This is a genomic window from Candidatus Bathyarchaeota archaeon, from assembly GCA_018396705.1.
GTDB lineage: Archaea > Thermoproteota > Bathyarchaeia > Bathyarchaeales > Bathycorpusculaceae > DRVP01.
Genome location: JAGTQZ010000004.1, coordinates 1 through 22,634, shown reverse-complemented (window position 1 = coordinate 22,634; position 22,634 = coordinate 1). Strand labels below are relative to the sequence as shown.

Below are 22,634 nucleotides of genomic sequence, written 5' to 3'. Positions count from 1 at the left end.
TGCGGAAATGTTTATGGACTTTGTTCGGCTTTCGCTTAAAGCTTTAAGCGAAAGAAGGATGAGGGCGGCTCTAACGATAGCAGGCATAGCCATCGGCCCACTAGTCCTAGTCATGATGAGTTCGGTTGTTGGAAGCTATTCTAATTACATAGAGGAGAGAATAACTTCTTTGGGACAAAACGCGATTGCAATCTTTCCAACGGAAAACTATCGACTTGATGAAGAAGATCTAAATTATATCAGAACTATAGAGGCAGTTAAGAGGGTTGAACCTTTCTACAATACCCAAGGGATAGTGAAACGTGACACTGAGGACGTTAGAGTTTCAATATTCGCAGTTGAATATAGCCTGCTTTTTGAAGCTATAGGAAGCCTAGAAGTCGATGAGGGTGTTATACCCGCAGAAACAGAAATCTCAAGGGCAATTATCGGTAGAAAGATAGCATACAGAGATAATGAGAGATGCTTTTACATAGACGATGGTATATCTTTAACAGTCCCAAGGATTAAGGAAGGAAAAATAATTGACAGAATGTCCAGATACGTTATAGTGGGTGCTATATTAAAGGAGTATGGTGGCGCATTAATCGTCGACCCGGACTCAACAATTTTTGTATGCCTAGAGGCTGGCAAGAGGCTTCTTGGGATGGACCGGTGGTCGGGAATTCTTGTTTTGGCTGACAGCCCAGCCAACGTTAAACCCATAGTCTCCATTCTACGGCAGCATTACGAGGATAAAGCCCAGATAATTGCGTTTAGCTCCATAGCAGAAGCTGTTTCCAGCGTCACCGGAGCGATAAATTTCATAAACTTTTCAACCTCGCTTTCAGCCTTTGCAGTTGCTGTAGCAGGTGTGGCTGCTACAATGATTACTTCAGTTATGGAACGCACCAGAGAAATTGGGGTTATGAAGGCAATAGGTTACACCAACGGGCAAATTTTGCTGTTAATTCTTATGGAGTCTATCGTTATGAGTCTAGTGGGTGGCGCGGCTGGCATATTTCTAGGAGTTGTTGGTGCTTACATACTTTCATCAAGAGGTTTCACGATAGGCGGGATAGGGGAGGGCATAACCTTACAGCTTAACCCATTAATAACACCAACACTTATAACTCAAACTCTGGCCTTAACGGTTTTAATAGGTTTGGCTGGTGGTGTTCTTCCAGCTTACAGGGCATCAAGAATACCGCCAGTAGTAGCCCTAAGATATGAGTAACTGTGCGAAAGGCTAGCCCTCACATTAGAAAACTTTCAATGAAAAGAGCTGCAAAGTATGCTGTAAACGCTATTAAAAAGCTTGACGTCCATGGAAGCTCTGCTGTCAAGCGAATGGCGATAGCGCACAACACTATAGTCCACATGATCATGACAATTTGCAAGATATTATAAATTTGAAACACAAGTGAGGATTCTTCTAAAATTCTATTGTAAGCCTCTTGGGATTCGCCTTCGACTCCACCCATAAGTTCGAAAGAATATTTGATCGTCGGCAACGCCGAGAAGACCGCTGCACCTATTACAGCTTGAACAAGCATAGTTATTAACGCGAAACCGGACAGAATTAGGGTAACACGCCAAACGGTTTTAGCTCTAAAAATTCTCATAAAAACGTGAATCACCCCGCCAAATAAAAACCACCTTAAAAAGAACTGCATGAACGAGTAGACAGCTTGGTTGGCAAGGTAAATGGCTTTGTCCTCCACGAGAGGCTTGTAAGGACCACCGAAGAATAGTCCGTCAATCAGAACTCTTATGTTTGACTTTTGGCTCCACATGAACCCCAGCTTTAAACCGGTGATGTTCCTACAGTTAATATTTTCAAGCAGACTCTCTGGAAGCGAAATTGTCAAGTTGTTCCAAACATCAAAGGCAGCATTGGAAAAGTAATCAGTTATGTCATGGAAAAAAATTGCAGAATCGGAATAAAGATGTAACGAAACATTATTTGGCGAACTACTTGGACTTGTCCATTTCACCCTTAAATAGAGCCTTGTATAGCCGCCTTTAAGGGAACAGTATACTCCGGTAATGTTGCGCAGTTCCATGGCGATTTGGCTGTTTTGATCAGCTGAAAATTCGATGCTTAGATTTCCATAATATTTTCCGGAAATATGATCAACAAAGTTTTCTGAGCATTTTGCATTATCAACCGGTTGCCAAAACGTTGTGCTTTCAGTCCATAAATCTTTTTGCTCCAGTGATAGAGGGGGCACCGTTGCCTCCACATAAGTTTTCGCCGCAAGTATGTAGGCTGATCCAAGGTTTATTGCAATAAAAAGGATCATTACTAATAATGGCCCAAGGTATTTGGGGTTTTGAGCTATTTCTTTAAAGGCTTCGCGAGGTGCATATATGACTTTGAATATTTCACCGATAACCAATGCTTTTACCCGCGCATGATTTGGCTAACTTTTTATTAAAGGTTCCTACATGCCGAGTTTTAGCCGTCGATAGGTTGTGTAGTCCACATATTCAAGGAACGGGTTTTCCGCCTGATACCTAACAGTCATTTTTTGACGCCGCCTTTTCTCGACGATTTGACTTGTCGTTATGAAAGAATAGGCGTCGCTTCCAGCTCCAGAACCATAACTGACTATCAAAATGCGCTCATTAGGCTTTGCAATGTCAAGAACTGCTGCCAAACCTATAGGTGATGAACCTGAATAGGTGTTGCCAAACTTTGCCACTTGTAAGGATGGAAGATACTGTTCCTCCTTAAAGCCAAGTTCTTTGGCTACCCGAACGGGAAAGGCAACATTAGGTTGATGAGCCACAAAATAGTTTATGTCACTTGGCTGTAAACCCAGCTTTTCCATAAGTTTCATTGCCGCCTTTCGAACGTGTTTAAAATAGGCAGGATCGCCTGTAAAGCGTCCGCCATGCATGGGATAGAGTTCGCCATCCCGTCGCCAAAAGTCTGGAGTATCGGAAGTGCAAGAATACCAGCCCTCAAGTTCAGCTATAACGTCTGTTTTCCCGAAAATATAGGCGCATCCGCCAAAACCAACAAAGAAGTCAAGTTCCCCCCCTGGATTGTCTCTTGGAGCTGCCTGTGAGTTATCCGCTCCGATAACCATAGCGTATGCTACACCCATCTTTGGAAAACTTACAAGGGAAATAGCATCCTTGAACATGCTTGTAGCTGCCTTACATGCAAACTCAGTATCTACAGCATCCACGCCTTGAACATCATCGTCCTCCTCTCCTAATTTGAGAACTTGGGCGACCTTTGAAGCAATTGGCTTAACAGCATAGGGGTTTGATTCCGAACCCACGTAAACTTTACCGATAAGTGAACTGTCAACGCCCGAGTGAATTAATGCAAGTTTTCCAGCCTCAACAGCCGCGGTAATAGCGTCCTCGTCTATAAATGGAACAGCTCTTTCCATGTTGCTCTCTTTTATTCTAAACTTTGAGGTATAAACACCGTAACCGACAATGCCGGGGGTGGCATATTCCTTGTTAGGTTTCATTGGACAATATTCCTGATGTGGATAATATTCATCGGCAAAAGTGAAAGCCAACGAGATTGTCGGGATTATTTCGCTTTTTTCAACGGAATAGCGTCTCCTAAACCTTGGGACAACTTCTCTACCTTCAAGACTTGAGAAGTCTACAACTTCGCCTTCTCTAATTATTTTGTCGGTTAGTCTGCCGGGGAATCTGATTTTTCCGTTATGAAATGAAATTATGCCGTAAATGTAATTGCCAAGCTTTGTAAACTTGTTTGTAGGCTCGGTTATTAAAGTGCAAAGTTCAAGCCGTCCTTTTTCGTAGAAAAAGTCAATGTCCTCCATTTTTCCGAAGCTTTTCCTACCGCATCTACCACAGTAGTTTCTTAACTCGAAGTATTCTTTTCCACAGATCTGGCAACGTTTACCTCTAAGCCTATCGCCTAAATACGAAACACGTCTTTCAATAGGTTCGCTGCTCATCTAGGCACCCCCTAATCCAAAAATGTGAACGTGAGCCTTGGTGCCAAAACCTCCAAGTTCAAGTGCGCATCCATACTTTAAAGGCTGATCATCCACAACTTGACGCCCGCCAGCCTCGCCTCTCAATTGCTTAAAAATTTCGTAGATCTGGGCGCCACCAGTTGCACCTAACGGGTTTCCATCGGCTTTTAAGCCGCCATTCATATTTACAAAAAGCTTCTTTTTTCCTATCGCGTAATAGCCTTTATACTCTTGGCAACTTTCAAAAACAGTTCTCCAAGCCGTTCCACGGTCACAGAAGCCCAAATCCTCCAGGGAAACCATTTCCATGACTGTTGACTGGTCATAAAGCTCCAAAATCTGTATGTCCCAGAGGCTTATTCCCGCCATTTTCAGAGCCTTGTCCATGGCTAGACGGCTTGCAAGGAAGCTTGTTAAATCTTCCCTCGCCGGGTAAGTTAAATAGTCAGTTGCCGAGGCTGAACCCAGCACATAAACAAGTTTATCCGTCAGCTTTTTGGCAATCTCCTCACTGGCTAAAATCACAGCTGTAGCACCGTCGGATATTGGTGCAAAGTCGTAAAGCCCCAACGGTCGCCTAGCGGCTTTTCTAGCTTCTAACACCTGCTCTACTGTTATTTTTCTCTGAAGCTGGGCGTATTCGTTTTTTAAGGCGTTTAAATGATTTTTAACAGCGATTTGCGCCAAGGCGATGTTAAACTTTTCAAGGTTTTCGCCGCTGGTTATGCCGTAACGCTTAATGTAAGCTCTAAGCATAAGTTCGTGGTTAGCCTCAGGTGTGCACCCAGCATAATAGCTCCAGGGGTCTTCAAGGAGCATAAGGTCGTCACGAATCTTATCCCAACGGTCGGCCATCTTTTCTATTCCACCCACAAGCACCAAGTTGTATTTTCCAGCTTGAATAGCATTACAAGCATTAGAAAAAGCTGAACCAAAGGAGCGCACCACATCCATCGGAACATGTAGTTCGGTCAACTCGGACAGGAAGCCTTCCTCAAGTCCAAGCTTATTTGTTAAAAGCAAAAAATAATCTGACAAATAGCAAGCCTCTAAGTCTTTGCGCTCTAACCCAGCTTCTTCCGAAGCCCTAAGCCAAGCCTCCTCAATTAAGCGTTCAGGCTGCTTCTCGTAGTGCTCGCCAAACTTTGTCCTTCCAGCGGCAACAATCACTGGACGATTTCCCATCACCCAAGCACCTTTCAACAATATCCATAAAAGACTTTTAAGTGTTTGCCAACTTAGTGTCCATCGACAAAACCGGTTATGAGGCAACGGAATGAAAAGAGGAAAATATCGCTTAACTATAACGGTTAAAGAGATAAAGGGAAACTGTCCAGTCTTTAAGGTCGGTGACAAAATAGTCGTAGAGCCTCCAAAGATAATAGTTAAAGAAACAGACAATCTATGCATTCATGCTCTAGGCTGTATGCTGTCAATGTTAGTACCACTAGGCCGTGGAATAAGCTTCAAAGACTTAGGGTTGGCAAAGGAAAAAGACGAAATAGGATACTTACAGTGCCTAGATCCAGGGGAACCATACACAAATGGGGGAACAGTGATCTTCGAAGTAAAAAGAGAAACTATTCATTAAGAAAGCTTATGTGTAAAATCATTAAGAAAGCTTATGTGTAAAATGGAAAATTTAGCCTAGGCATATTTCACTTATCTTTTTAAACGCTTCACATAAACTCCTTGCCGTGGCATCGGGCTTTTGTCCACTTTTGCGCAAGGCTTCAAATGTGTGAAATTGGGATGCTACAAAAATTGTTTTCATTCCAAGCTGTTTTGCCCCTTTAATGTCTTCATCGGGACTGTCTCCGATATAAAGGGTTTCTCCAGCAGTGACTCCTAATTTTTTTAGGGCTTCTTCAAAAATTTTCGCGTGAGGTTTGCGCCATCCCACAGCATCTGAAACTAACACAGTGTTAAAGAATTTGTTTATTCCAACTTTTGTAAGCCCAGCGTATATAACTGGTGCGTAAGTGAAATTTGAAATTAGGCCAAGCTTATAATTTTCAGAAAGCACCTGTAAAACCTTTTTTGCACATTTTCTAAGTCTAAATGAATTCACATAGTCTTCGAAGAAAATGTTGACTGCAGCTTTTATTCGACCATCGTCGGGGTTTGTTGCAAAACCTAACGTGTTTAAGGCTTCAGAAATCCAAATAGCGTTTGTAACTTCCACGAGCTTTTGGTAGCGTATAACCCGATATTTTTCATGCGCTCGCGTATAGGCATCTAAAAAGTCTTTTGAATTTACCTTGAAGCCAGCGTTAACAATAGCCTTGTACAACTTCACTTTTGAAACTTCTAAATTGTATCCTCTAACGTTTATTAGCGTGCCAATAAAATCAAAAATAACTGCCTTTACTTTTGACAAGGCATATCCTCTTCTCTTTCATATTTGCAGTACTTCTCTGCAATACTTATTCCAGTTTAATAAGATTTAGGTACATCCTCAATTTCAATCATTTTCTAAATAGAAACGTGTTACCTATGTCATTCAGAGATTATCTACACGAAAAAGCCGAAGAATCAAGACATAATGAGATAACTGCCTACCTCATGTTTTTAGCGGGAACCGTGTTCTTCATAGGCGGAATCCTGGAAACTTTGTTCATATACCAGTTTATCGGCGCATCCCCGGAATGGTTCATTTTTATTCCCTACTATACAAAACCTCATGTGGGTGCAGTAATGGGGCTATCTCTAATTATTGGCGGTTTGGTTCTCATAGTCTATGGAATAATGGCTGGTATAAGCTATTCAAGAGATAGAAGTTGGTACATGAATGAACTTCGTAAAGCGAACTCTCTAGAAGAAGCTTTACTTTCAAGAAAAACAGTTGCAGTCGCAGAAGAACATAAAAAACAGAAAAACACATCAAAGAAGCTGCCTAAACCTGCGGAAAAATAATCTTTAAAGCGATTTCAGCCATTTTTCCAGCGAAAACAGTTTGAGAGAGAGACGCTACATTACCCAAGGCATCTTCAATTTCTGGATCAAAGGGTATTTCACCGAAGAATGAAACCCCCGTTGCCACAGCTAAGTTCTTTATGAAAGTTTCCTTCTTCGTTTTCATGTTTTCAATAACTCCCAAAACTGGCACTTTTAACTCTTTAATGAGTGTTAAAAGTTTTTTAACAGTTTCCCAAGCCAACAATGAAGGTGTACTAACGATCAAAAACTCCATTTTTTTAACAAGCTTAATCAAGTCGAGAGTTACATCGCTTATCCCAGGCGGCATGTCGATTATTAAAAAGTCCAGACCGCCCCACAATGTCGTGGATAACAGCTCAATCAAGGCATTTGAAATATCAACACCCCGTAATGGTAAAGCTTTTTCACCGGAAAAAGCAACAATAGACATATACTTTATGCCGTGAACAAGTGACGGAATTATGCCTTTTTCTTCTTTAATCTGGAGTTTTTTGATGCCTAAAATTCGGTGAGTTGACGGGCTAGTGAAATCTGCATCAAAAAGCCCAACCTTGTAGCCTTTATCCGCGAGGGTTAAGGCAAGGGTTGAGGCGACGAGACTTTTGCCCACACCGCCTTTGCCGCTTGAGACGGCTATCACACGCTTTACATCTTTAAGCCTTTTGTTTATGATGTTTACCCGCGGATCCACCATTTTATTTGATTCCTTTAACGCTTTCAAGCAGCACACCCCTCCCATCAAGAATTTCAAAATCAGGACTGCCACAGTTTGGGCATTTAATGTAAGCATGGACAGTTTCAGGAACGAAGTGTATGGCGTCTATAGACTGTTCATCAAGTTTGTTTCGACTGAAACCCCACAGGTTTCCGCAGACGCGACAGCGCAGCTTGGCTTTAACCATTTCTATTACAAACTTGGCGCCTTTTAACTTACCAGTCTTAAGCTCTGACAAAGCGAATTCTAAAATTTCAACTTCTATTTGTTGAAGCTCACCAACCTTTATCTTAACCTCTTTAATTTCAGTTAGCCCTTCTTTTTCAGCTAACTTATTAACAGATGAAATTATAGCTTCAGCTAATGCCCACTCATGCATAGGAAAGCCTTCGCATGGTGAAATTTAAAAATATTGTAGAAAACCGCTGGATCCTCCGAGGAAAAACGAAAAATTTTTTAAGAACCAACTTTTTCAAACCAATGTTGGTGATGGCTATGCCAAAGAAGAAGAAGGAAGAGAAGAAAGAAGAAAAGAAAGAAGAGAAGAAGTAAATTCTCTCAACACGTTTTGGTTTTGGCATCGCCATCTAAAAAATTCAAATAATGCTTATACCCCGCATTTTTATTGTAAAAAGAGAAGAGCTAAATCCGTCTTCTAAATTTAAAATTAATTGGCGCAAATATCAATGAGCATAGTTGCGGTAGTTAAAGGTGTAAATCCGGTTGAGATAACGGTTAAAGCTCTAGAAATGATAAAGCCCAATTTAATTGAAGTTCTTTCGTCTAAAAAGCCTATTTTGATAAAACCTAACTATATAGCTGCTAAACATCCATCCAGTGGGTTAACAACCGACGGCAGAGTCATCGAAGGTATCATAAAATTTTTGAAGGATCATGGGAAAGATAAGCTTATTGTCGGCGAAGGAAGCGGTTGGGCAGACACTTTTGAGGCTTTTAAGGTTGCAGGGTTGGATAGGATGGTTGAGAAAACGAATGTAAAGCTAATTGACCTCAACAAAGACCGATTTATTGAGGTTTATCCGAAAAACCCTTTAGCTCTTAGAAAGGTTATGGTGGCGGAGACCGCCCTTAAAAGCTTGATAATAAGCGTTCCAAAACTAAAAATTCACAGACTTACAACCGTCACGCTCGGCATTAAAAATATGATGGGTGCCTTAGCCTCGAAAGGTTCTATGCACGATGGAAATTTACATAAAAACATCGCAGACTTAGCTTCAGTTTTAACACCAAGCTTAACAGTCATAGATGGAATCATCGCCGGGGAAGGGCATGAGACGGACGGGAACCCCGTGGAGATGAATTTAGTTATCGCCGGCACAGACCCTGTAGCGGTGGACGCTGTAGGCGCAGCGGTGATGGAAGTGCCCCCAACAGAGGTTAAACATCTCGTTTTTGCTGAGAGGAAAGGTCTTGGAACATGTCGGCTAGATGAAATAGAGATTGTCGGAGAACCGATTGAAAAGGTAAAGCGAAGATTCCGAAGACCATAGCTGAATCTTTAAAGAAGATTCAAATTTTAAAGGAAAGCTTTTAAGTTTCTTCAATAGCCATAAAAGGAGCCTATGGCCGAAGAAACGGGGCATATTGGAATTAGCCGATATAGAGACCAAATCATTAACGGTCCAATTATCCGTACAATCTTTTGGCTTGGCACGCCACCACTTTTGAATCAGCTTGTACTAGTAGTCTATAATGTTGCAGACACTTATTGGTTAAGCAAGTACAGCGAAGTGGCTGTTGCTGTCCCAAGGCAGATGTGGCCGATTATTATGCTTTTTCAAGCGTTGGTAAACGCTCTAACATCGGCAAGCTTAGGGATGATATCCCAGTACATAGGGAGTAAATCTTACAAAGAAGCCAGCATATCCGCATCACGTTTCTTTACTTTGGCTTTCCTCTCCGGAGGAGCCTTAAGTGTGATTCTTCTAACGTTCAGACATTCGATTTTTACCATTATTTTATCCACACCTCTGGAAATCTTTGACTATGTGATGGCTTATTCGGGCGTTATTGCCTTTGACGTATTTTTTAATTACATAGCATTAATGTACACCACAATTCTTCAAAGTATAGGAGATACCAGAAGCCCGGCAGCGGTTAATGTGTTTGCTGTCATAGTTAACATTGTTCTAGATCCATTCCTTGTTTTAGGTATAGGTCCGTTTCCAAGGCTTGGAGTTGTAGGTGCAAGCCTTACCGATGTTATGGGAAAAATTATATCAATAGTAGCCCTAGTATACGTTCTTCGTAAAAGTTACCCTGAACTCAAGGTAAGATTCGCTAGGAAAGTAAATGTGGAATGGATATGTCTTGTTTTGCGCATAGGGCTACCAATTTTAACGCTTGGCTTAATGAACGGTTTCGCTTTTCTCATGCAGTTGAAGCTTATAAACATGTTAGGTGTGGTGACGGCTACAGCCTTTTCTATAGGATTTGTGGTTTTTGATATTGTGGACGTTGTGCTCTGGGGTTTAAGCGGAGCCCCAGCCATAATGGTCGGTCAGAGCCTTGGAGCGGAAAAACCAAAGAGAGCAAAAGAGGTTGCCTGGAAGGCAGCCCTGCTCATATTTCTTCTGATGGTAATTGGAGCGGCTGTGGTTTACCCAATAAGAAGGAGTATTGCGGATACATTTGCAGACGACATAAACATTATAAACGAAACCGACTTTTTCCTTCAAACAATGTTGCCCACCCTTCCGTTCTTCGGCCTTTTCATGGTTGCCTTATCCGTTGGAAGAGGTTCTGGACACACTCTTTTCCCAACAGTTGTTGGGATTTCTAGGCTTTGGGGACTCAGAGTAGCATTAGGCTACATCTTAGCCTTCACGCTTGGAATCGGCTCCTTTGGGATATGGCTGGCCATAGCAATAAGCAACATTGTAGGAGGAATTATAGCCACACTATGGATAAGATACGGAAACTGGGCTAAAGCGGTGGTAAAAGAAAGAACAACAGAAGAAAGATCATTAAACAGCTAAAATCAATACCTTTTTACAGGTTTTGACTTAAAAATGATCAATAGCCTCTCTAATTTCCAGTATTCAACTTTTATAACATTTCTAAGTTCCTAATTTTGTTTGCAGCTCAGCAATGAAAATGCTAGAGAAGGAAAGATCCAAAGTAGTATTGTTTGTAAGATGCATTTTCCTTTTCAAAAAGTCAAAACGCGGTTGGTTGAGAGATAAATCAGCTGAAAATAGGTTTATGGGTTTTGCCATTTCTCCTGTAAGAATTTAGGGATCTCCGAAGAGTCTCTTGGGCCGACCAGCACTTGCCAGCCGCTTAGTTCTTCTATTTCTCCGCTTAGACGCGCTGCCTTGCCGGGTATGATGATTTTTCTGTGTTTTACCTTATTTTCTATGCCGGAAATTTTTATTGCTTCAGCTACTTTTTCTGCTGTGAGTTTTCGTCCAGCAACACCGCTGTCTACCGCTGTGCCTTCAGTGTCTATAACCAGTAAATAGGCGTTTATTTTTGCTGATTCTATGTCTGAAGCAACAGTGTAGTATGTTAGGGCGAAGTTTGTTGTGAACATTACTGGTGAGTTTTCGTCGGGTGTGCCAAACACTTTCAAGCCCGGTTCGACGGCTACTGGTTTGCGGGGATCTGTGTAAACGTTAGCTCTCAAGACGACGTCGGGCAATAGAGCCCATCCATCTAGGCTGTGCATTATAAGAATGTCAGCGTACCGCACTATTAGCATGGCTGCCAAATAGGCTTCTCGCCACTTCACAATTTCTTGGGCTAAACCAGCACTGTTAAGCCAAACAGTCATAGGAACGCCCATAAGCGGGAAACCTAAAAGTTCATCGCCTTGTTTGCATGCAGCCCGCCTTATCATTGTGAAGTTGTTTAAAGTGTCAGCTAAACCATCGCCTGCAAAAGTACCCGGATCCAATACAAGGTCTTCAACACCATATTCGACAAGAGTCTTCGCTAAAGACTTTAACAATTTAGGGTTGTTAGGTGCGGAAACTGTTAGTGGACATCCGTACATTAAGGCAAGTTCAGCCATCTCTCGCCAATTATCCTTAGTCGCTGCATACAGCAACGGCCGCGCTTTAGGCGCAGCCATTAAGCCAGCCTCCAGAACATTTGGGTTTAAAGAGCATAATATCATGGGCAGTTTGGTGTTTTCGGCTACTTTTCGCACTGTTGCCTTAAATTTGTCCGGATCGTTGGATGTAGAACGTACTGCGATCATGTCGAGCTTTAAAATTTGCCCGATGTATTCATAGCGGAACTCTTCGACGCGTCTTATGCGGCTTATAATTTCGTCTTCGGGCATTTCATCTGCGACGTCAATGGCTATGGCTGTTGGGTTGAAGTATGTGAGTTCGTGACGATACATGACGAGTTTTCCGCCGATCTTTACAGTTTTGTCGCCAGCGCCAACCACAATCTCTTTTATGGCGGGTTTCAGCATTTCTTTAAGCTGTTTGTAGGCTTTTTCAAACTCTTTCTTTAAAAGCGGTTTACACTTTTCAATTGATACTTCGCGGTTCACGATTTTTGTGGCGAAGGCCATACAGTTTTCTTCGCCGCACTCTTTACAGTTTGTGCGAGGTAAAAGCTTGTAAACGTCTATGGGACTGAGCTCTTTAACGCCGACCTTGCCTTTATCTTCTTTTCCACTCATCTTGTCGCAAGCCCCCTTAAACGGTTTAAATCTTGGCAGTAACCCATTCCATGAGACTCTCAGAGTTGCCAGACTTGCCGCCCATTAACTGGGCAATAACATCTTTGACTGTTTTAACTGCCGCTGGATGCATCATCATAAACAGGTCAACGCCAGCTAACAGTAGTGTCAAGGCGGTAACAACCTCCCATAAGGGTCCTCGAAGTTCGCGAGGCTCCCACTCCGGAGCCATTTTCAGCCAAGCCTCACGAGCTGCCCAAGCGTTTGTTGTCCCGGAAGACATTGGATGTGCCAGTTCAGGATCGCCCATCAAAGCCGCTAAGCGGGCACGCTCCATGTTTGTGAAAGCGTACTCCAGTCCGTAGCCAAGAGCCGCTGTCGTCAAGTCCATTACAATGTCTTCTTTGGGCAGAAAATCGTATAGCCGACGGTTCAATTCTCTAGCAATGTTTAGGTCCATTGGCGTAAACGCTAAAGCTGCTTGTCCATTCTTCTTGATGAATTTGGCGCATCGTTCCACGTCCATGTCCCTTGTTATGGAACTTATTAGAAAACGTTCACCGGCGAAGGTTTCACAAACTTCTTGAAAAACATCTGCATCTTTGGCCGGGTCACCGCAACCTCCGATTACAAGGGGTACGTCTACAGCTTGGGCGACAGCCTCAACTGTTTTAACGGCCTCTTTGGGCGATGCATTCTTTACAAGCGGGTCAATGCTAATAAGGTGAATTGTTATTAGGTCTGCGCCGAACTTGTCCACAGCTAGTTTAGCCCAAGCCGCCGGGTCGCCTATAACGTCTTTAACGTGCATTTTCACAGCCTTAGGTAATGGTACCTCCATGTCGAAAACGTCTAACGATATAACTGGTGGATGGGGAGTCGGCCTCTCAAAAGTGTAAAAGGCTGGAGTGGATTCGCCGCCAATAACAATTGATTTGCCGTTTACACGACCAAGCTTAACCTCAACAACTTTGCCGGGATAAGTTTCAACAGGTGGAACAAACTCCGCCTCCAAAATCTGTGTCGGTTTAGCCTTAGCCGGTGGAGCAACAGCCTTTTGTGGCGGCGCAATCACCGGAGCGGCAACAGCGCCGGGTTGAAACCAAATTTCCAAATCACTGGCTTGCAACTCGAAGTCTTCAAGTTCAACTTCTTGGATCTTAGCTATAAGCTCTAATAGCCGTGAATCCAGCTTCAACCCTACAATGGTTTCGTCTTTCTCTTTCTTTTCAGCCAAACTTTTTCACCTTTCTCATTTTTTCTCAGGTTTCTCGCTTTTGACGGCTCTGATTATGACACGTTTAGCATAGATTTTTGCATCTTTAAGTATGATCTTATATCCGCCAGCAGTGATTGGCAGCGTCGCCGCCGTAACCACAGGTGCCATCGCAGGCACAGCCTCTTCCTTTGCCTCGGCTTCCGCTGGAACAGCCTCTGGAACCGCTACAGCCTCTTCTTTCCAACGTTCAACAACCGGATGACCGCGAGCCTTCAGAAAAGCTTTCAACTCATCAATAGTCTTGGCGTCTTCCTCGGTGGCGATTTTGTCCACAAGGTCCGCTGGAATGAAGTTTTTGACACGTTCTTTCACTTCTTTAGGCATCCAGACGACACGTTTATAGCCGCCGTCAGCTTGCAAGAACTTCGGAGAACGCATGTACTCAATGGATACGCCGTGAAATCCATCCACTTGTCGGCCACCGGCTGTTGAATCTGCAAGAGTTGAAAAGGCCAGCCCGTTCACTGTAACATCCTTGTAGCCTCTGTGAACTATGCCGAAGCCGTCTACCTCTGGAATATAGAAAGCGACAGCCTCGAAGCATCCGCAAGAAGTGTGCGGGTAGCCGAAAGCTGTGTAGAGCCAAACTCGCGTTATTTCGCCCAACGTCCTCTTCTTGACAGCTTCGTTTACACCGGAGAACTCGCCTTTAGCTGGGTCCAGAAGCTCGCCTCTATTGATCTCAAAGATAGGCCCTTTCGGATCGATGTTGGCTGATGCCCGTGCATCAAACCAGCTTATGGCGCCGCAGTTAGAATATCGCTGAGGCGTTATTACACAGCAATGAGTTGGCGCGAAAGACTGGCATAAGATGCATCCGTAAAATCTGTCCACTTCCTCGTCTTTGAGACCTCTTGCCCTCGCGTCTCTAGCCTCGTAAATCTGCAAGGCTTGAGGATAAAGCTCCTTAATCTTTTCAACATCAGTTATGAAAGTTACTTGCATTTTCTCAACAATAGGTAGTTCGCTCTTAAACAACCTATGCAAAACTTTCCCAATGTATTGAAACGAATTTAGGCCTTTCTGGAAGGATTTTTTGCTAAGCCTTAGCCAAATATCGTAACGCTGGTTTAAGTGCATAAAACCTTCAATGTAGTTGCAGTATGCGTGGATTCGCCTTTCAATGACACCTTCCAGTTCTGGCTCAAGTTTGGCGCCTGCCACCTCAATGAGGATGCCAAAGGGGTAGGATTTACCCTCCTCCATATCTTTAAGATCTGGTCCAATGATTGTTATTTTTCCATCTTCAACTTCTTCAGGCTTTTTGACTCTCGCTAGCTCAAACTTCTCTTTGACGTCCGGTCCGCCGAGTTCTACGTACATGTCTTTTCTGCGGATACGTTCGCCCTCGTAGACTACGCCCACATCAACCGGTATGTCCTGAAACATACTCATTTTCTGTTCGCCTCCTTTCAAACTTTTTCCATTATAACTTTAAGGTTTTTCACCCACTCTTCGTGGGAAAGGTTGGGGAAGGACCAACTTGCATGAGGATGATAAACATTATCCAGCGAAACTGTCTTCAAATGTTTGGCAAAATGTTTCAGCCCCGACAGAATTGTCCACTCCATGTAATAATAAAGCCCCACAAACAAGGCTAGGTCATGCGGCCCCTTGCCATCCACACCAGTCCACGATGGGTCAACAAGCCTATTTCCAATGTCGACTGCAGGCATGAAAGCCGCTGGTTTAAAACCTCGCTTGGCGAACTCGCCAATCATATGAGCGGTGGCTACAACTGGAATGCCTGTTTTCTTTGAAAACTCTATAATGAAATCTACGAGTTTTCCACCCTCAAAGTCTGTTTCAGACGCTTTATGGCCAACCACAAGCACCGGGTGCTGCGCCCGTTTAATCATGGCAGCAACGACCTCAGGCTTCGTTATAACCAAAGCCTTTTTAGGTCCAGGGATTTCTGCCGTCTGCCAAGGTTCAGCAGACATTACCATCTATTCCTCCTATTCCTTCTTCTTCCTTATGAGTCTAGACAACAGCGTTGGATCTGGAATCACCGTCTCTTTCCAGCCTTTTTCTTCAAGGATCTTTATTATTTCATCTTTCATTGTAACCGGAATGTCGGCAATTGTGCGCACGAAACGATGGATATCTTCCGGCATGGTTCCGTATAAGCGTTTATGCAAATCAATATAGTGGGTCAGTTTTATGGCTCTGCCCTTTGTTGTGTCATTTGGGCGCATGCAAAGCTTGGCAATCATGACCATGGCTTCCTCTTTGGTTTCGGCAGCGTAGAATAAGTGTTCGGGTGCCGGCCCAACGTGCACCTTCTCTCCTGTCCTAGCGTCGTAAACGTACCAGTCTTCTTCACGGTCAGCCCTTCCCAAAAGCATCCGCCTATACTTAATACCATGAGGCCCAACAATAACCGGAACGCCTAAACGCCAGAAGCCGGCAGCTATTGAAGCAGCCTTTTGAGAATAGGCGCCCCACGCGACACCCACGGCGCCTACACGGTTAAGGATATAGTCGGCAATTTCCTCATAATTGGCGCGGAGATTTCTTTTAGCAAATATATTGGCAATTTTTATGGCTGCTCCGGCTATGTGAGCATTAGCCACGCACGAGCCAACGTTTACTAGGCACCCAGCAGTGAACTCACCTGTAAACTCCTCATAGGGTGTTTTGCCCTCCTCATTTTTGTACATGCCAGCAGTCATGGCTGAGCAACCGGATGTAACAACAATATAACGTCTGTTGGCGAATTCGCGGCACATCTCCGCAACGTCCAACCCGCCTTTTGGATAGTTGGAGCATCCGACAAAGGCCACTACACCTGGAATCTCGCCAAGCACTATTGGGCTTCCAACGTTGCGGATTTCCACATCTTGAATTGGTCCTCGCCCAGCCCGCACTTTGTAAGTTTCCTCTTTAAGTTTTTTCTCGCCAGCCTTGATGATGAAACTGTGAACCTGCAAACCTGCTGGGCATGCTTCTTCGCAACGGCCACATCCAACACACAAGTCGTATAAATCTGCAAGCTTCGCCAAAGAGCCTTCCATGGCGGCTTTCATGGCTTCTGGAATGTGCAAGTCTTGGGGGCAAGCCCTACGGCAGTCGCCACATTGACGGCACTCTTTCACTATTTGAAGAATCTCGTCCACTTCTGGGATGGCTTTAAACTTCTTCCTTAATGGTGTGACTTTTAAGGCAACCTTAACTGCAACTTCACCCACCTTCTCAGGGTCAAGAATTAAAACGCCCGGAGTCTTGCCGCTTACGAGATCTTCAACTATGGCGTCGGCTGAATCGTTGGTGCGGTTTGGCAGGCCCATGCAATTCTTTTCAGAAGTCACAATAACCGGAGCTTTTATTCGCTGGGCCTCGTAAAAGGCATCTGTCCGAATACACTGTTCGTCTAAAACAACAACGTCTGGAACACCACTTCTTATGAAGCGCAACTGCCAAGAAATCGGCCCAATAATCTTACCCCGGTTATAATAGCGGGTCATATCATGGGCGGTACAGCACAAGCCGCAAACCTCTATTTCACCATCCAGCCCGTTCTCCTTCATGTAGTCAATTATACCGACAGACGGAACAACATTATGTCCTATACATAGGATGACTGGTTTTTCAATGTTAACCGTACCGTAACCTAAATCTACAAGGGGTGCGTCTGGATCTCCCTTCGGAAAACCGTAAGCCGCTATTTGGGCTATGTCCGCCACTTCCATGCCCACGTGGTCCAACATGCCTACATGGAACACTTTCGATTCAAAGTCTAGGTTGCCGCCTTCTTGTCCAGTGTGACAAACGGACAGACAGTGGGTAATTTGTTGCTCTACATAATCAAGTATCTCCTCCAGGTCGCCGAGGGTCTCGGGTTTGACCCCGCAGACTAGCCTTGTGATTGGAGCTTCTACCTGAATATTTAATCCACCAACGTCCAACGGCATTCTTCTACCATATTTTTCGATAAGATGCTCCACTAAGTGGCGGGCGTGGCCAGTGTGTGTTGCCGCTCCAATGCAACATGCCAAAAGCACTATTCGAGACTGTTGAGCAGCCATGTCTATGCCGCATGCTCCACGCTTTCCGCCTGTTAAGTCACATTTGCCGAAAGTGCACAGGCAACATACATCACAGAAAGGCAAATAAAACGGCTTATAACGCTGTAGAAGCTTCATGTCCCATTCACGAAGAGTTGTAAGCGACGGAAAAGGTGTAGGCCCTACGGGCTCCGTCCATGTTTCTTCAACTATTTTGCCAATGGATAATTCAAGGTTTTTAATAAGCCCCAAATCTGACCTCATTTCGCCAATTTTGACATGTAATCCTTTTTTGCTCAAAGCAAGCACGACCTTGAATAGAAGGTTTAATGTTAACGCTCTATGCTTTAAGCTTTTCTAAGAAAAACATACGCTAAACTTATGGTATAATGGCTAGTCTATGTTTTGCAGTAACCAGCATTTTCCATTATCTTTTTAACCGAAACATATGCAGGCGTGTCTGGCGAGATTTCCAGCAGTGATCTTCCGGCAAGTACATACTCCTCCACATTTTCGTCGTAGGCAACCCTTCCTAGAAACCTGAACTGTAGAGTTTTCTTGGCTTTTTCTTCTAAGCTTTCAGGAAAGCGAAAACCACCGACAACATAAAAGTTTCTAAACGCTATTTTCACTTCTCTTGCCACTCGAAAGGCCCGTTCAACATGGTCAAAAGATTTCTTAGAAGGATCAATAACGTCAAAAATATCATCCACCTTGGAGGTTATTCTCCTGTTAAGGTGTTCCAATCCGGCTGGAGAATCTATTAGGACGTATTTGTAGTTCTTTGTAAGCGACTCTAAAGCTCCTTTTAAAGCTGCGTTTGGGAGGCAATAGCAACCCTCAACCCATTTTGTTCCAAGAGCTATGAAATCGAAATGTTCACTTTCATACATTCCCTGAGCCCAAATGCGGCTTTCAATCCGCTCGGTTGGCGGAACACCGACAGTAGTTCCGCCTTCTTCAAGAAATGTTTCCACAAGAAGCTCTGAAATGGATTTTTTGCCGGCCGCGTGAAGATCTACGCCTACCATTTCTCCCAAGTTTTGGTCAGGGTCGGCGTCCACTAAAAGTAGCGGACTCTCCCCAAGCTCAATAAAGTATTTTGTCACTAGAGCTACAAAACTTGTTTTGCCCGTTCCACCCCGTCCCATCGTGACTAATATTTTCACGTTATTATCAGCTCCTTGGCATTTTTTCTAGTATTGGAGGCCATCTACTTAAATATGCTTCAATCTTATTATATGTTATCTTGCAAAAGTTTGTCACATAGTCTCTCAAGAGCTCTCACTACTATAGCATCGTTATATTTTAAGGGGGTTTCCCCCCGCATTTCAGCCTCAACAACTTTGGGATCAAAAGGCAGATAATCCAAGACTATTAAACCGTTTTCCACTGCAAATTTTTCGATAGCCTCTTTCTGAGCCTCATTTTCGATCTTGTTTCCAACCAATAGAATGCGTTTCATTCCAGCTTTTATTCCTAATTCATGGATACGTTCTGCGGTTTCAAGAGATTTCATGTTCGCGTTAACAACAACAAGCATAACATCCACATGTCGGGCCGTGCCACGTCCCATATGCTCGACACCAGCTTCCATGTCCAAAACAACCGCCTCGCCACGTTCAACAACCAAATGCCTCAAAAGCGAACGCACAACAGCATTAGCCGGACAAGTGCAACCAGCACCCACGGAACGTACAGTTCCCATCACTATCAAATTCACACCTAAAGGAGTCTCAACAGCATAATCGCGGACAATATCGTCTACGGTAAAGGTTAGGCGGTAAACACCTGCATAACCAGTACCGGTCTTCGCCTCCACAAGCTCTTTATTCTCAGATATAGGCACAATGCGACGAGCTTCATCCGACGATAAACCCAACGACAAAGCAAGGTTAGGCGAGGGATCAGCATCAATAGCTATAGTCTTAAACCCCCTCTTAACAAAGGAAACAGCTAACCCGGCAGCGACGAGCGTTTTACCAACGCCACCCTTACCAGAAACAGCCACTTTCATAAACACCACTTCAAATCAAGATCCATTTTACCAGCTTTTTCACTCAACAACCATTGATTAACCATGCTCTAGACAAACCCTAACATCTCATTTCTAATAAGCGTTATTAACGGGCGGGGTGGGATTTGAACCCACGACCACAAGCTTAGGAGGCTTGCGCCCTATCCTTGCTAGGCTACCCGCCCCATCCAATAGAAGAACAGCATCTCAACTTAAATGTATCTTGACACGGAAAACTTAAACCTTGGAAACTCTTTGAAAGTATTTGCCGGGCGGGGGTACCCGAGCCAGGTCTAAATAGGCTATTTGGGGCGCAGACCAGCCTAAGACAAGGGGGAGGACTTAAGATCCTCTGGCGTAGGCCTTCGTGGGTTCGAATCCCACCCCCCGCACTAATTTGCTGGTAAATTATAAATACTTGTGCGCTGTTGTTTTTGTTGGTGGTTGTGACGAGGCCTAATAGGGGTAAAACGCGTACGATTAAGGATCGTGCGGTTTATGTTTATCTGCCGTCTGTTGAGATGGTTGAGGATTGGCGGCGTCGGGCGGAAAAGGCGGGTGTGTCGATTTCTAGGTTTGTTGTTGAGCGGGTTGAGGATTCTATCCGGCGTGAGGAAGGCGAAGAAGGCTACTTAAGCCGTGCTGAGCTTGTTAAGCGTTTACGCAGCGCCGAGGAGGAGTTGAAGAGCCTACGCGAGGAGAATAGGCTTTTGAAGAGGTTAGCGGAGAACTTGGATAATGAGCTTAAGCGTTACAGGGCTCAGCCATTTATGCAGGAGGCTTTTGAGGGTGTAAGGCGATTCGATAAAGACCTTATAGAACTCTTGAGGAAAGGCGAATCTTACACTCAGGAAGAAATCTTGGCCCGTCTGAACATTGGCCCGTCTGACGTGGATTTGGTTAGGGCTGTTGATAGGCAGCTTCAAGCCCTTGAAGCCTATGGGCTGGTTGAGTATAAGGGTAGGGGTTGGCGGTGGACGGGCTAAGCCTGAAAACCATGCAGAAACCATCGGCTTTGATTGAGGATTTCAGCAAGGACTGCCATCTCAGGGGCATGACTAAAGAAAGCATAAGAAGATACATTTCAAGCCTAAGAATCTTCGCAAAATTTCTCGAGAAACATGGCTTGAACATCAGCGATGTGAACGTTAATGTTCTCAGGGATTTTCTCCAACACGTGGTTTATGAACGCAAAGCAAAGCATAAGACTGTTGAGAACTATTTTTCGGCGCTTTCAGCCTTCTATGACTATCTGACATTTGAGGGCTATGTTGCCAGCAACATTGTCCTGCCCTTCAGAAAACGGTATCTTAAACGCTATAAAGCGGGTTATGATGATCCTGAAAGGAGGCTTTTAAGCGTTGAGGAGATGAGCCGACTGGTAAACTCCATTCTGGATCCAAGGGACAAGGCCATAGCCATATTACTGGCCAAAACAGGGATAAGGCGCGGCGAACTTTTGAGGCTTGACGTTGAGGACATAAATTGGGCTGAGTATTCCATTACGCTTAAGCCCACGCCTAAAAGAAGCAACCGCACGGTTTTCTTTGATGAGGAATGCGCAGCCGCGCTACGAAGATGGCTTAGGGTTAGGGAGAAGCTTAACCCGCCTACAAAGGCGCTTTTCATAAGTTACCAAAGTCTTGGGAGGCTGGATAGAAACGGCCTATACACGGCCATAGTAAAGTATGCGAAGCGCCTTGGCTTCCACAACCCAGACTCGCCGAGGCTGGAGGACCACTTCGGCCCCCACTGTTTTAGGCACTGGTTCACAACTTGGCTTTTACGGAACGGTATGCCCCGCGAATACGTGAAGGAGCTTAGAGGCGACCGGCGCAGGGAAGCCATAGACATATACCACCACATAGACAAAGAAGAACTAAGAAAAACATATTTGGCCTGTATACCAAAACTGGGGATTTAACACCTCTTTTAAACAACCAAAAATCTAAGTTTATTTTCAACCTTCCAAACAAGCAAGATTTAGGCTTCTCTCCAAACCTAAACCAGCAAAAACACCCGAAAAACTACAACTTTTAAGTCAAAAGTGGTAGCCTCTCCTCAGAACCTTAAAACCAACTAAACCCATCTCGGAATCTATCTTCGCTTAGCTGCAACTAATGGAACACTTCAAAAATAAATGCTGTGGGAAGGAATTTTGTTTTTATGTTGAGAATGAAAATCGCGCGCGCAATTAAGCCAGCTACAAGTCCAACTATCACAAGCAAAACTCCATTAAGAAAGTTTATGGATGGCAACCCATCTTTCATGCCAAACCCTGCGTGAGGGAACAAAACGCCAGCCCTATCATAACGATTAATAGAACAAATACCGGAGCATAACTTTTCATAACCGCTTTAACTCTCAACTGTTATAACCTCCTAAGCCTTGACAAATTTTGCGTCAACAATGTTGGCGAACTCCTCTAAGCCCAATTCTTTAAGTTTTTCAAGCTTAGGCACTCCTTCCTCACTCCATTCTCTAGCCAGGTAGTAGTCTTCCAGCATCATGTTGAGTTCTTGTTGGCTTATGGATGCGATGTGAGATGGCCCTTTACCTGGTATGGGAACGTTCATAACCTTCCATGGAAGCATGTCATCTCTTCTTCCAAGTCCTTCGCGTATGTTAAACAGGCGTGTAAGGTTAACTATTCTTTCAGCTGTGAGTCTCATTTCGTCGGATGTTATTTCTAAGCCCGTTACAAGCGAGTACAGCTTGGCAAAATCGTCATAGCCCGAGTAGGCTTCACTGCAGAACTTGCATAGTATCAGCGAGTCCATCAACGCGTATTGATCCTCCATGTCTTTAACAATTTTAGCTCTTCCCGCCTCATACTTGATGCGGCTAAGCTTTCCAGCCAATTCCAAAGTTTGGCAGCCATGTGTGGTGTGGTCTCCTCTGAAAGAAACCGCGCAACCTAGAGCAGTCGTCTTTAATGTTCTAAGGTCGTAGCCGGTTATTTCAACACCTTTAGTATGTAGTGCTAATTTCTCCGAGTCTTTGCCAATTTTTTGGGCTGCAATTTTAACTCCTTCAGATAATATTTCGCCTATCCCCTCT

At 44.1% G+C, this 22,634-nt stretch carries 21 protein-coding genes and 2 tRNA genes; 8 read left to right on the top strand and 15 right to left on the bottom strand.

Going from position 1 to position 22,634, the window contains the following annotated elements:
• The first annotated feature begins 13 nt into the window (after positions 1-13).
• Positions 14-1,216 carry an ABC transporter permease gene (locus tag KEJ24_03925; GenBank protein MBS7646964.1) on the top strand — a complete coding sequence of 401 codons (1,203 nt, stop codon included), beginning with the start codon at positions 14-16 and terminating at the stop codon, positions 1,214-1,216.
• Positions 1,217-1,235: 19 nt separating this feature from the next.
• Here KEJ24_03925 and KEJ24_03920 read toward each other — a convergent pair whose 3' ends face one another.
• The 3 genes from KEJ24_03920 to KEJ24_03910 are packed head-to-tail and all read right to left on the bottom strand — an operon-like array spanning position 1,236 to position 5,141.
• Positions 1,236-2,381 carry a hypothetical protein gene (locus tag KEJ24_03920; GenBank protein MBS7646963.1) on the bottom strand — a complete coding sequence of 382 codons (1,146 nt, stop codon included), beginning with the start codon at positions 2,379-2,381 and terminating at the stop codon, positions 1,236-1,238.
• Between the two features lie 45 nt (positions 2,382-2,426).
• Entirely contained in the window at positions 2,427-3,935 is a 1,509-nt protein-coding gene (locus KEJ24_03915; protein MBS7646962.1) for a hydroxymethylglutaryl-CoA synthase, read from the bottom strand.
• Positions 3,936-5,141: a hypothetical protein gene (locus KEJ24_03910; GenBank protein ID MBS7646961.1), complete on the bottom strand. Its 1,206-nt coding sequence runs from the start codon at positions 5,139-5,141 to the stop codon at positions 3,936-3,938.
• Between the two features lie 91 nt (positions 5,142-5,232).
• Here KEJ24_03910 and KEJ24_03905 point away from each other — a divergent pair, with 91 nt between their 5' ends.
• Positions 5,233-5,547: a TIGR04076 family protein gene (locus KEJ24_03905; protein MBS7646960.1), complete on the top strand. Its 315-nt coding sequence runs from the start codon at positions 5,233-5,235 to the stop codon at positions 5,545-5,547.
• 51 nt (positions 5,548-5,598) lie between these two features.
• Here KEJ24_03905 and KEJ24_03900 read toward each other — a convergent pair whose 3' ends face one another.
• A complete protein-coding gene (locus KEJ24_03900; protein MBS7646959.1) occupies positions 5,599-6,336 on the bottom strand; it encodes an HAD family hydrolase in 738 nt (245 codons plus the stop codon).
• A 116-nt stretch (positions 6,337-6,452) separates the two neighbouring features.
• On the opposite strand from KEJ24_03900, the gene KEJ24_03895 reads away from it, so the two are divergent.
• Positions 6,453-6,872: a hypothetical protein gene (locus KEJ24_03895; GenBank protein MBS7646958.1), complete on the top strand. Its 420-nt coding sequence runs from the start codon at positions 6,453-6,455 to the stop codon at positions 6,870-6,872.
• On the opposite strand, the gene KEJ24_03890 is transcribed toward KEJ24_03895, so the two are convergent.
• Together KEJ24_03890 and hypA are read right to left on the bottom strand one after the other, a co-directional pair.
• Positions 6,853-7,590 carry a P-loop NTPase gene (locus tag KEJ24_03890; protein MBS7646957.1) on the bottom strand — a complete coding sequence of 246 codons (738 nt, stop codon included), beginning with the start codon at positions 7,588-7,590 and terminating at the stop codon, positions 6,853-6,855. The two genes, KEJ24_03895 and KEJ24_03890, sit on opposite strands and share 20 nt — an antisense overlap.
• A 1-nt stretch (position 7,591) precedes the next feature.
• Positions 7,592-7,990 carry a hydrogenase nickel incorporation protein HypA gene (hypA, locus tag KEJ24_03885; GenBank protein ID MBS7646956.1) on the bottom strand — a complete coding sequence of 133 codons (399 nt, stop codon included), beginning with the start codon at positions 7,988-7,990 and terminating at the stop codon, positions 7,592-7,594.
• 307 nt (positions 7,991-8,297) lie between these two features.
• Between hypA and KEJ24_03880 the strand changes: the two genes are divergently transcribed.
• Both KEJ24_03880 and KEJ24_03875 read left to right on the top strand, forming a co-directional pair.
• On the top strand, positions 8,298-9,122 hold the full coding sequence (locus KEJ24_03880; protein ID MBS7646955.1) for a DUF362 domain-containing protein: 825 nt from the start codon (positions 8,298-8,300) through the stop codon (positions 9,120-9,122).
• 72 nt (positions 9,123-9,194) lie between these two features.
• On the top strand, positions 9,195-10,610 hold the full coding sequence (locus tag KEJ24_03875; GenBank protein ID MBS7646954.1) for an MATE family efflux transporter: 1,416 nt from the start codon (positions 9,195-9,197) through the stop codon (positions 10,608-10,610).
• 224 nt (positions 10,611-10,834) lie between these two features.
• On the opposite strand, the gene KEJ24_03870 is transcribed toward KEJ24_03875, so the two are convergent.
• The 8 genes from KEJ24_03870 to KEJ24_03835 all read right to left on the bottom strand — a co-directional run bounded on the left by KEJ24_03870 (position 10,835) and on the right by KEJ24_03835 (position 19,759).
• Positions 10,835-12,271 (bottom strand): acetyl-CoA decarbonylase/synthase complex subunit gamma, encoded by a 1,437-nt coding sequence (locus tag KEJ24_03870; GenBank protein ID MBS7646953.1) that lies wholly within the window; start codon positions 12,269-12,271, stop codon positions 10,835-10,837.
• A 25-nt stretch (positions 12,272-12,296) separates the two neighbouring features.
• Positions 12,297-13,508 (bottom strand): CO dehydrogenase/acetyl-CoA synthase subunit delta, encoded by a 1,212-nt coding sequence (gene cdhD, locus KEJ24_03865; protein MBS7646952.1) that lies wholly within the window; start codon positions 13,506-13,508, stop codon positions 12,297-12,299.
• Between the two features lie 15 nt (positions 13,509-13,523).
• Positions 13,524-14,939, bottom strand: a complete 1,416-nt coding sequence (cdhC, locus tag KEJ24_03860; protein ID MBS7646951.1) for a CO dehydrogenase/CO-methylating acetyl-CoA synthase complex subunit beta — start codon at positions 14,937-14,939, stop codon at positions 13,524-13,526.
• A gap of 23 nt (positions 14,940-14,962) precedes the next feature.
• Positions 14,963-15,499, bottom strand: coding sequence for a CO dehydrogenase/acetyl-CoA synthase complex subunit epsilon (gene cdhB, locus KEJ24_03855; GenBank protein MBS7646950.1), 537 nt, complete (start codon positions 15,497-15,499; stop codon positions 14,963-14,965).
• 9 nt (positions 15,500-15,508) lie between these two features.
• Positions 15,509-17,821 carry a CO dehydrogenase/acetyl-CoA synthase complex subunit epsilon gene (gene cdhA / locus KEJ24_03850; GenBank protein MBS7646949.1) on the bottom strand — a complete coding sequence of 771 codons (2,313 nt, stop codon included), beginning with the start codon at positions 17,819-17,821 and terminating at the stop codon, positions 15,509-15,511.
• A 134-nt stretch (positions 17,822-17,955) separates the two neighbouring features.
• Positions 17,956-18,726, bottom strand: coding sequence for an AAA family ATPase (locus KEJ24_03845; GenBank protein ID MBS7646948.1), 771 nt, complete (start codon positions 18,724-18,726; stop codon positions 17,956-17,958).
• A gap of 68 nt (positions 18,727-18,794) precedes the next feature.
• Positions 18,795-19,574 (bottom strand): P-loop NTPase, encoded by a 780-nt coding sequence (locus KEJ24_03840; protein ID MBS7646947.1) that lies wholly within the window; start codon positions 19,572-19,574, stop codon positions 18,795-18,797.
• A gap of 110 nt (positions 19,575-19,684) precedes the next feature.
• Positions 19,685-19,759: transfer RNA gene (locus KEJ24_03835), tRNA-Arg, on the bottom strand.
• A gap of 87 nt (positions 19,760-19,846) precedes the next feature.
• Between KEJ24_03835 and KEJ24_03830 the strand changes: the two genes are divergently transcribed.
• The 3 genes from KEJ24_03830 to KEJ24_03820 all read left to right on the top strand — a co-directional run bounded on the left by KEJ24_03830 (position 19,847) and on the right by KEJ24_03820 (position 21,498).
• Positions 19,847-19,966: transfer RNA gene (locus KEJ24_03830), tRNA-Leu, on the top strand.
• Positions 19,967-20,020: 54 nt separating this feature from the next.
• Positions 20,021-20,560, top strand: a complete 540-nt coding sequence (locus KEJ24_03825) for a hypothetical protein (protein MBS7646946.1) — start codon at positions 20,021-20,023, stop codon at positions 20,558-20,560.
• Positions 20,542-21,498 (top strand): tyrosine-type recombinase/integrase, encoded by a 957-nt coding sequence (locus KEJ24_03820; GenBank protein MBS7646945.1) that lies wholly within the window; start codon positions 20,542-20,544, stop codon positions 21,496-21,498. Before KEJ24_03825 ends, KEJ24_03820 begins: the two co-directional genes overlap by 19 nt.
• 457 nt (positions 21,499-21,955) lie before the next feature.
• Here the strand turns inward: KEJ24_03820 and KEJ24_03815 are convergent.
• Positions 21,956-22,634, bottom strand: a 679-nt coding sequence (locus KEJ24_03815; GenBank protein ID MBS7646944.1) for an aldehyde ferredoxin oxidoreductase C-terminal domain-containing protein, incomplete at its 5' end; no start/stop codon positions are given.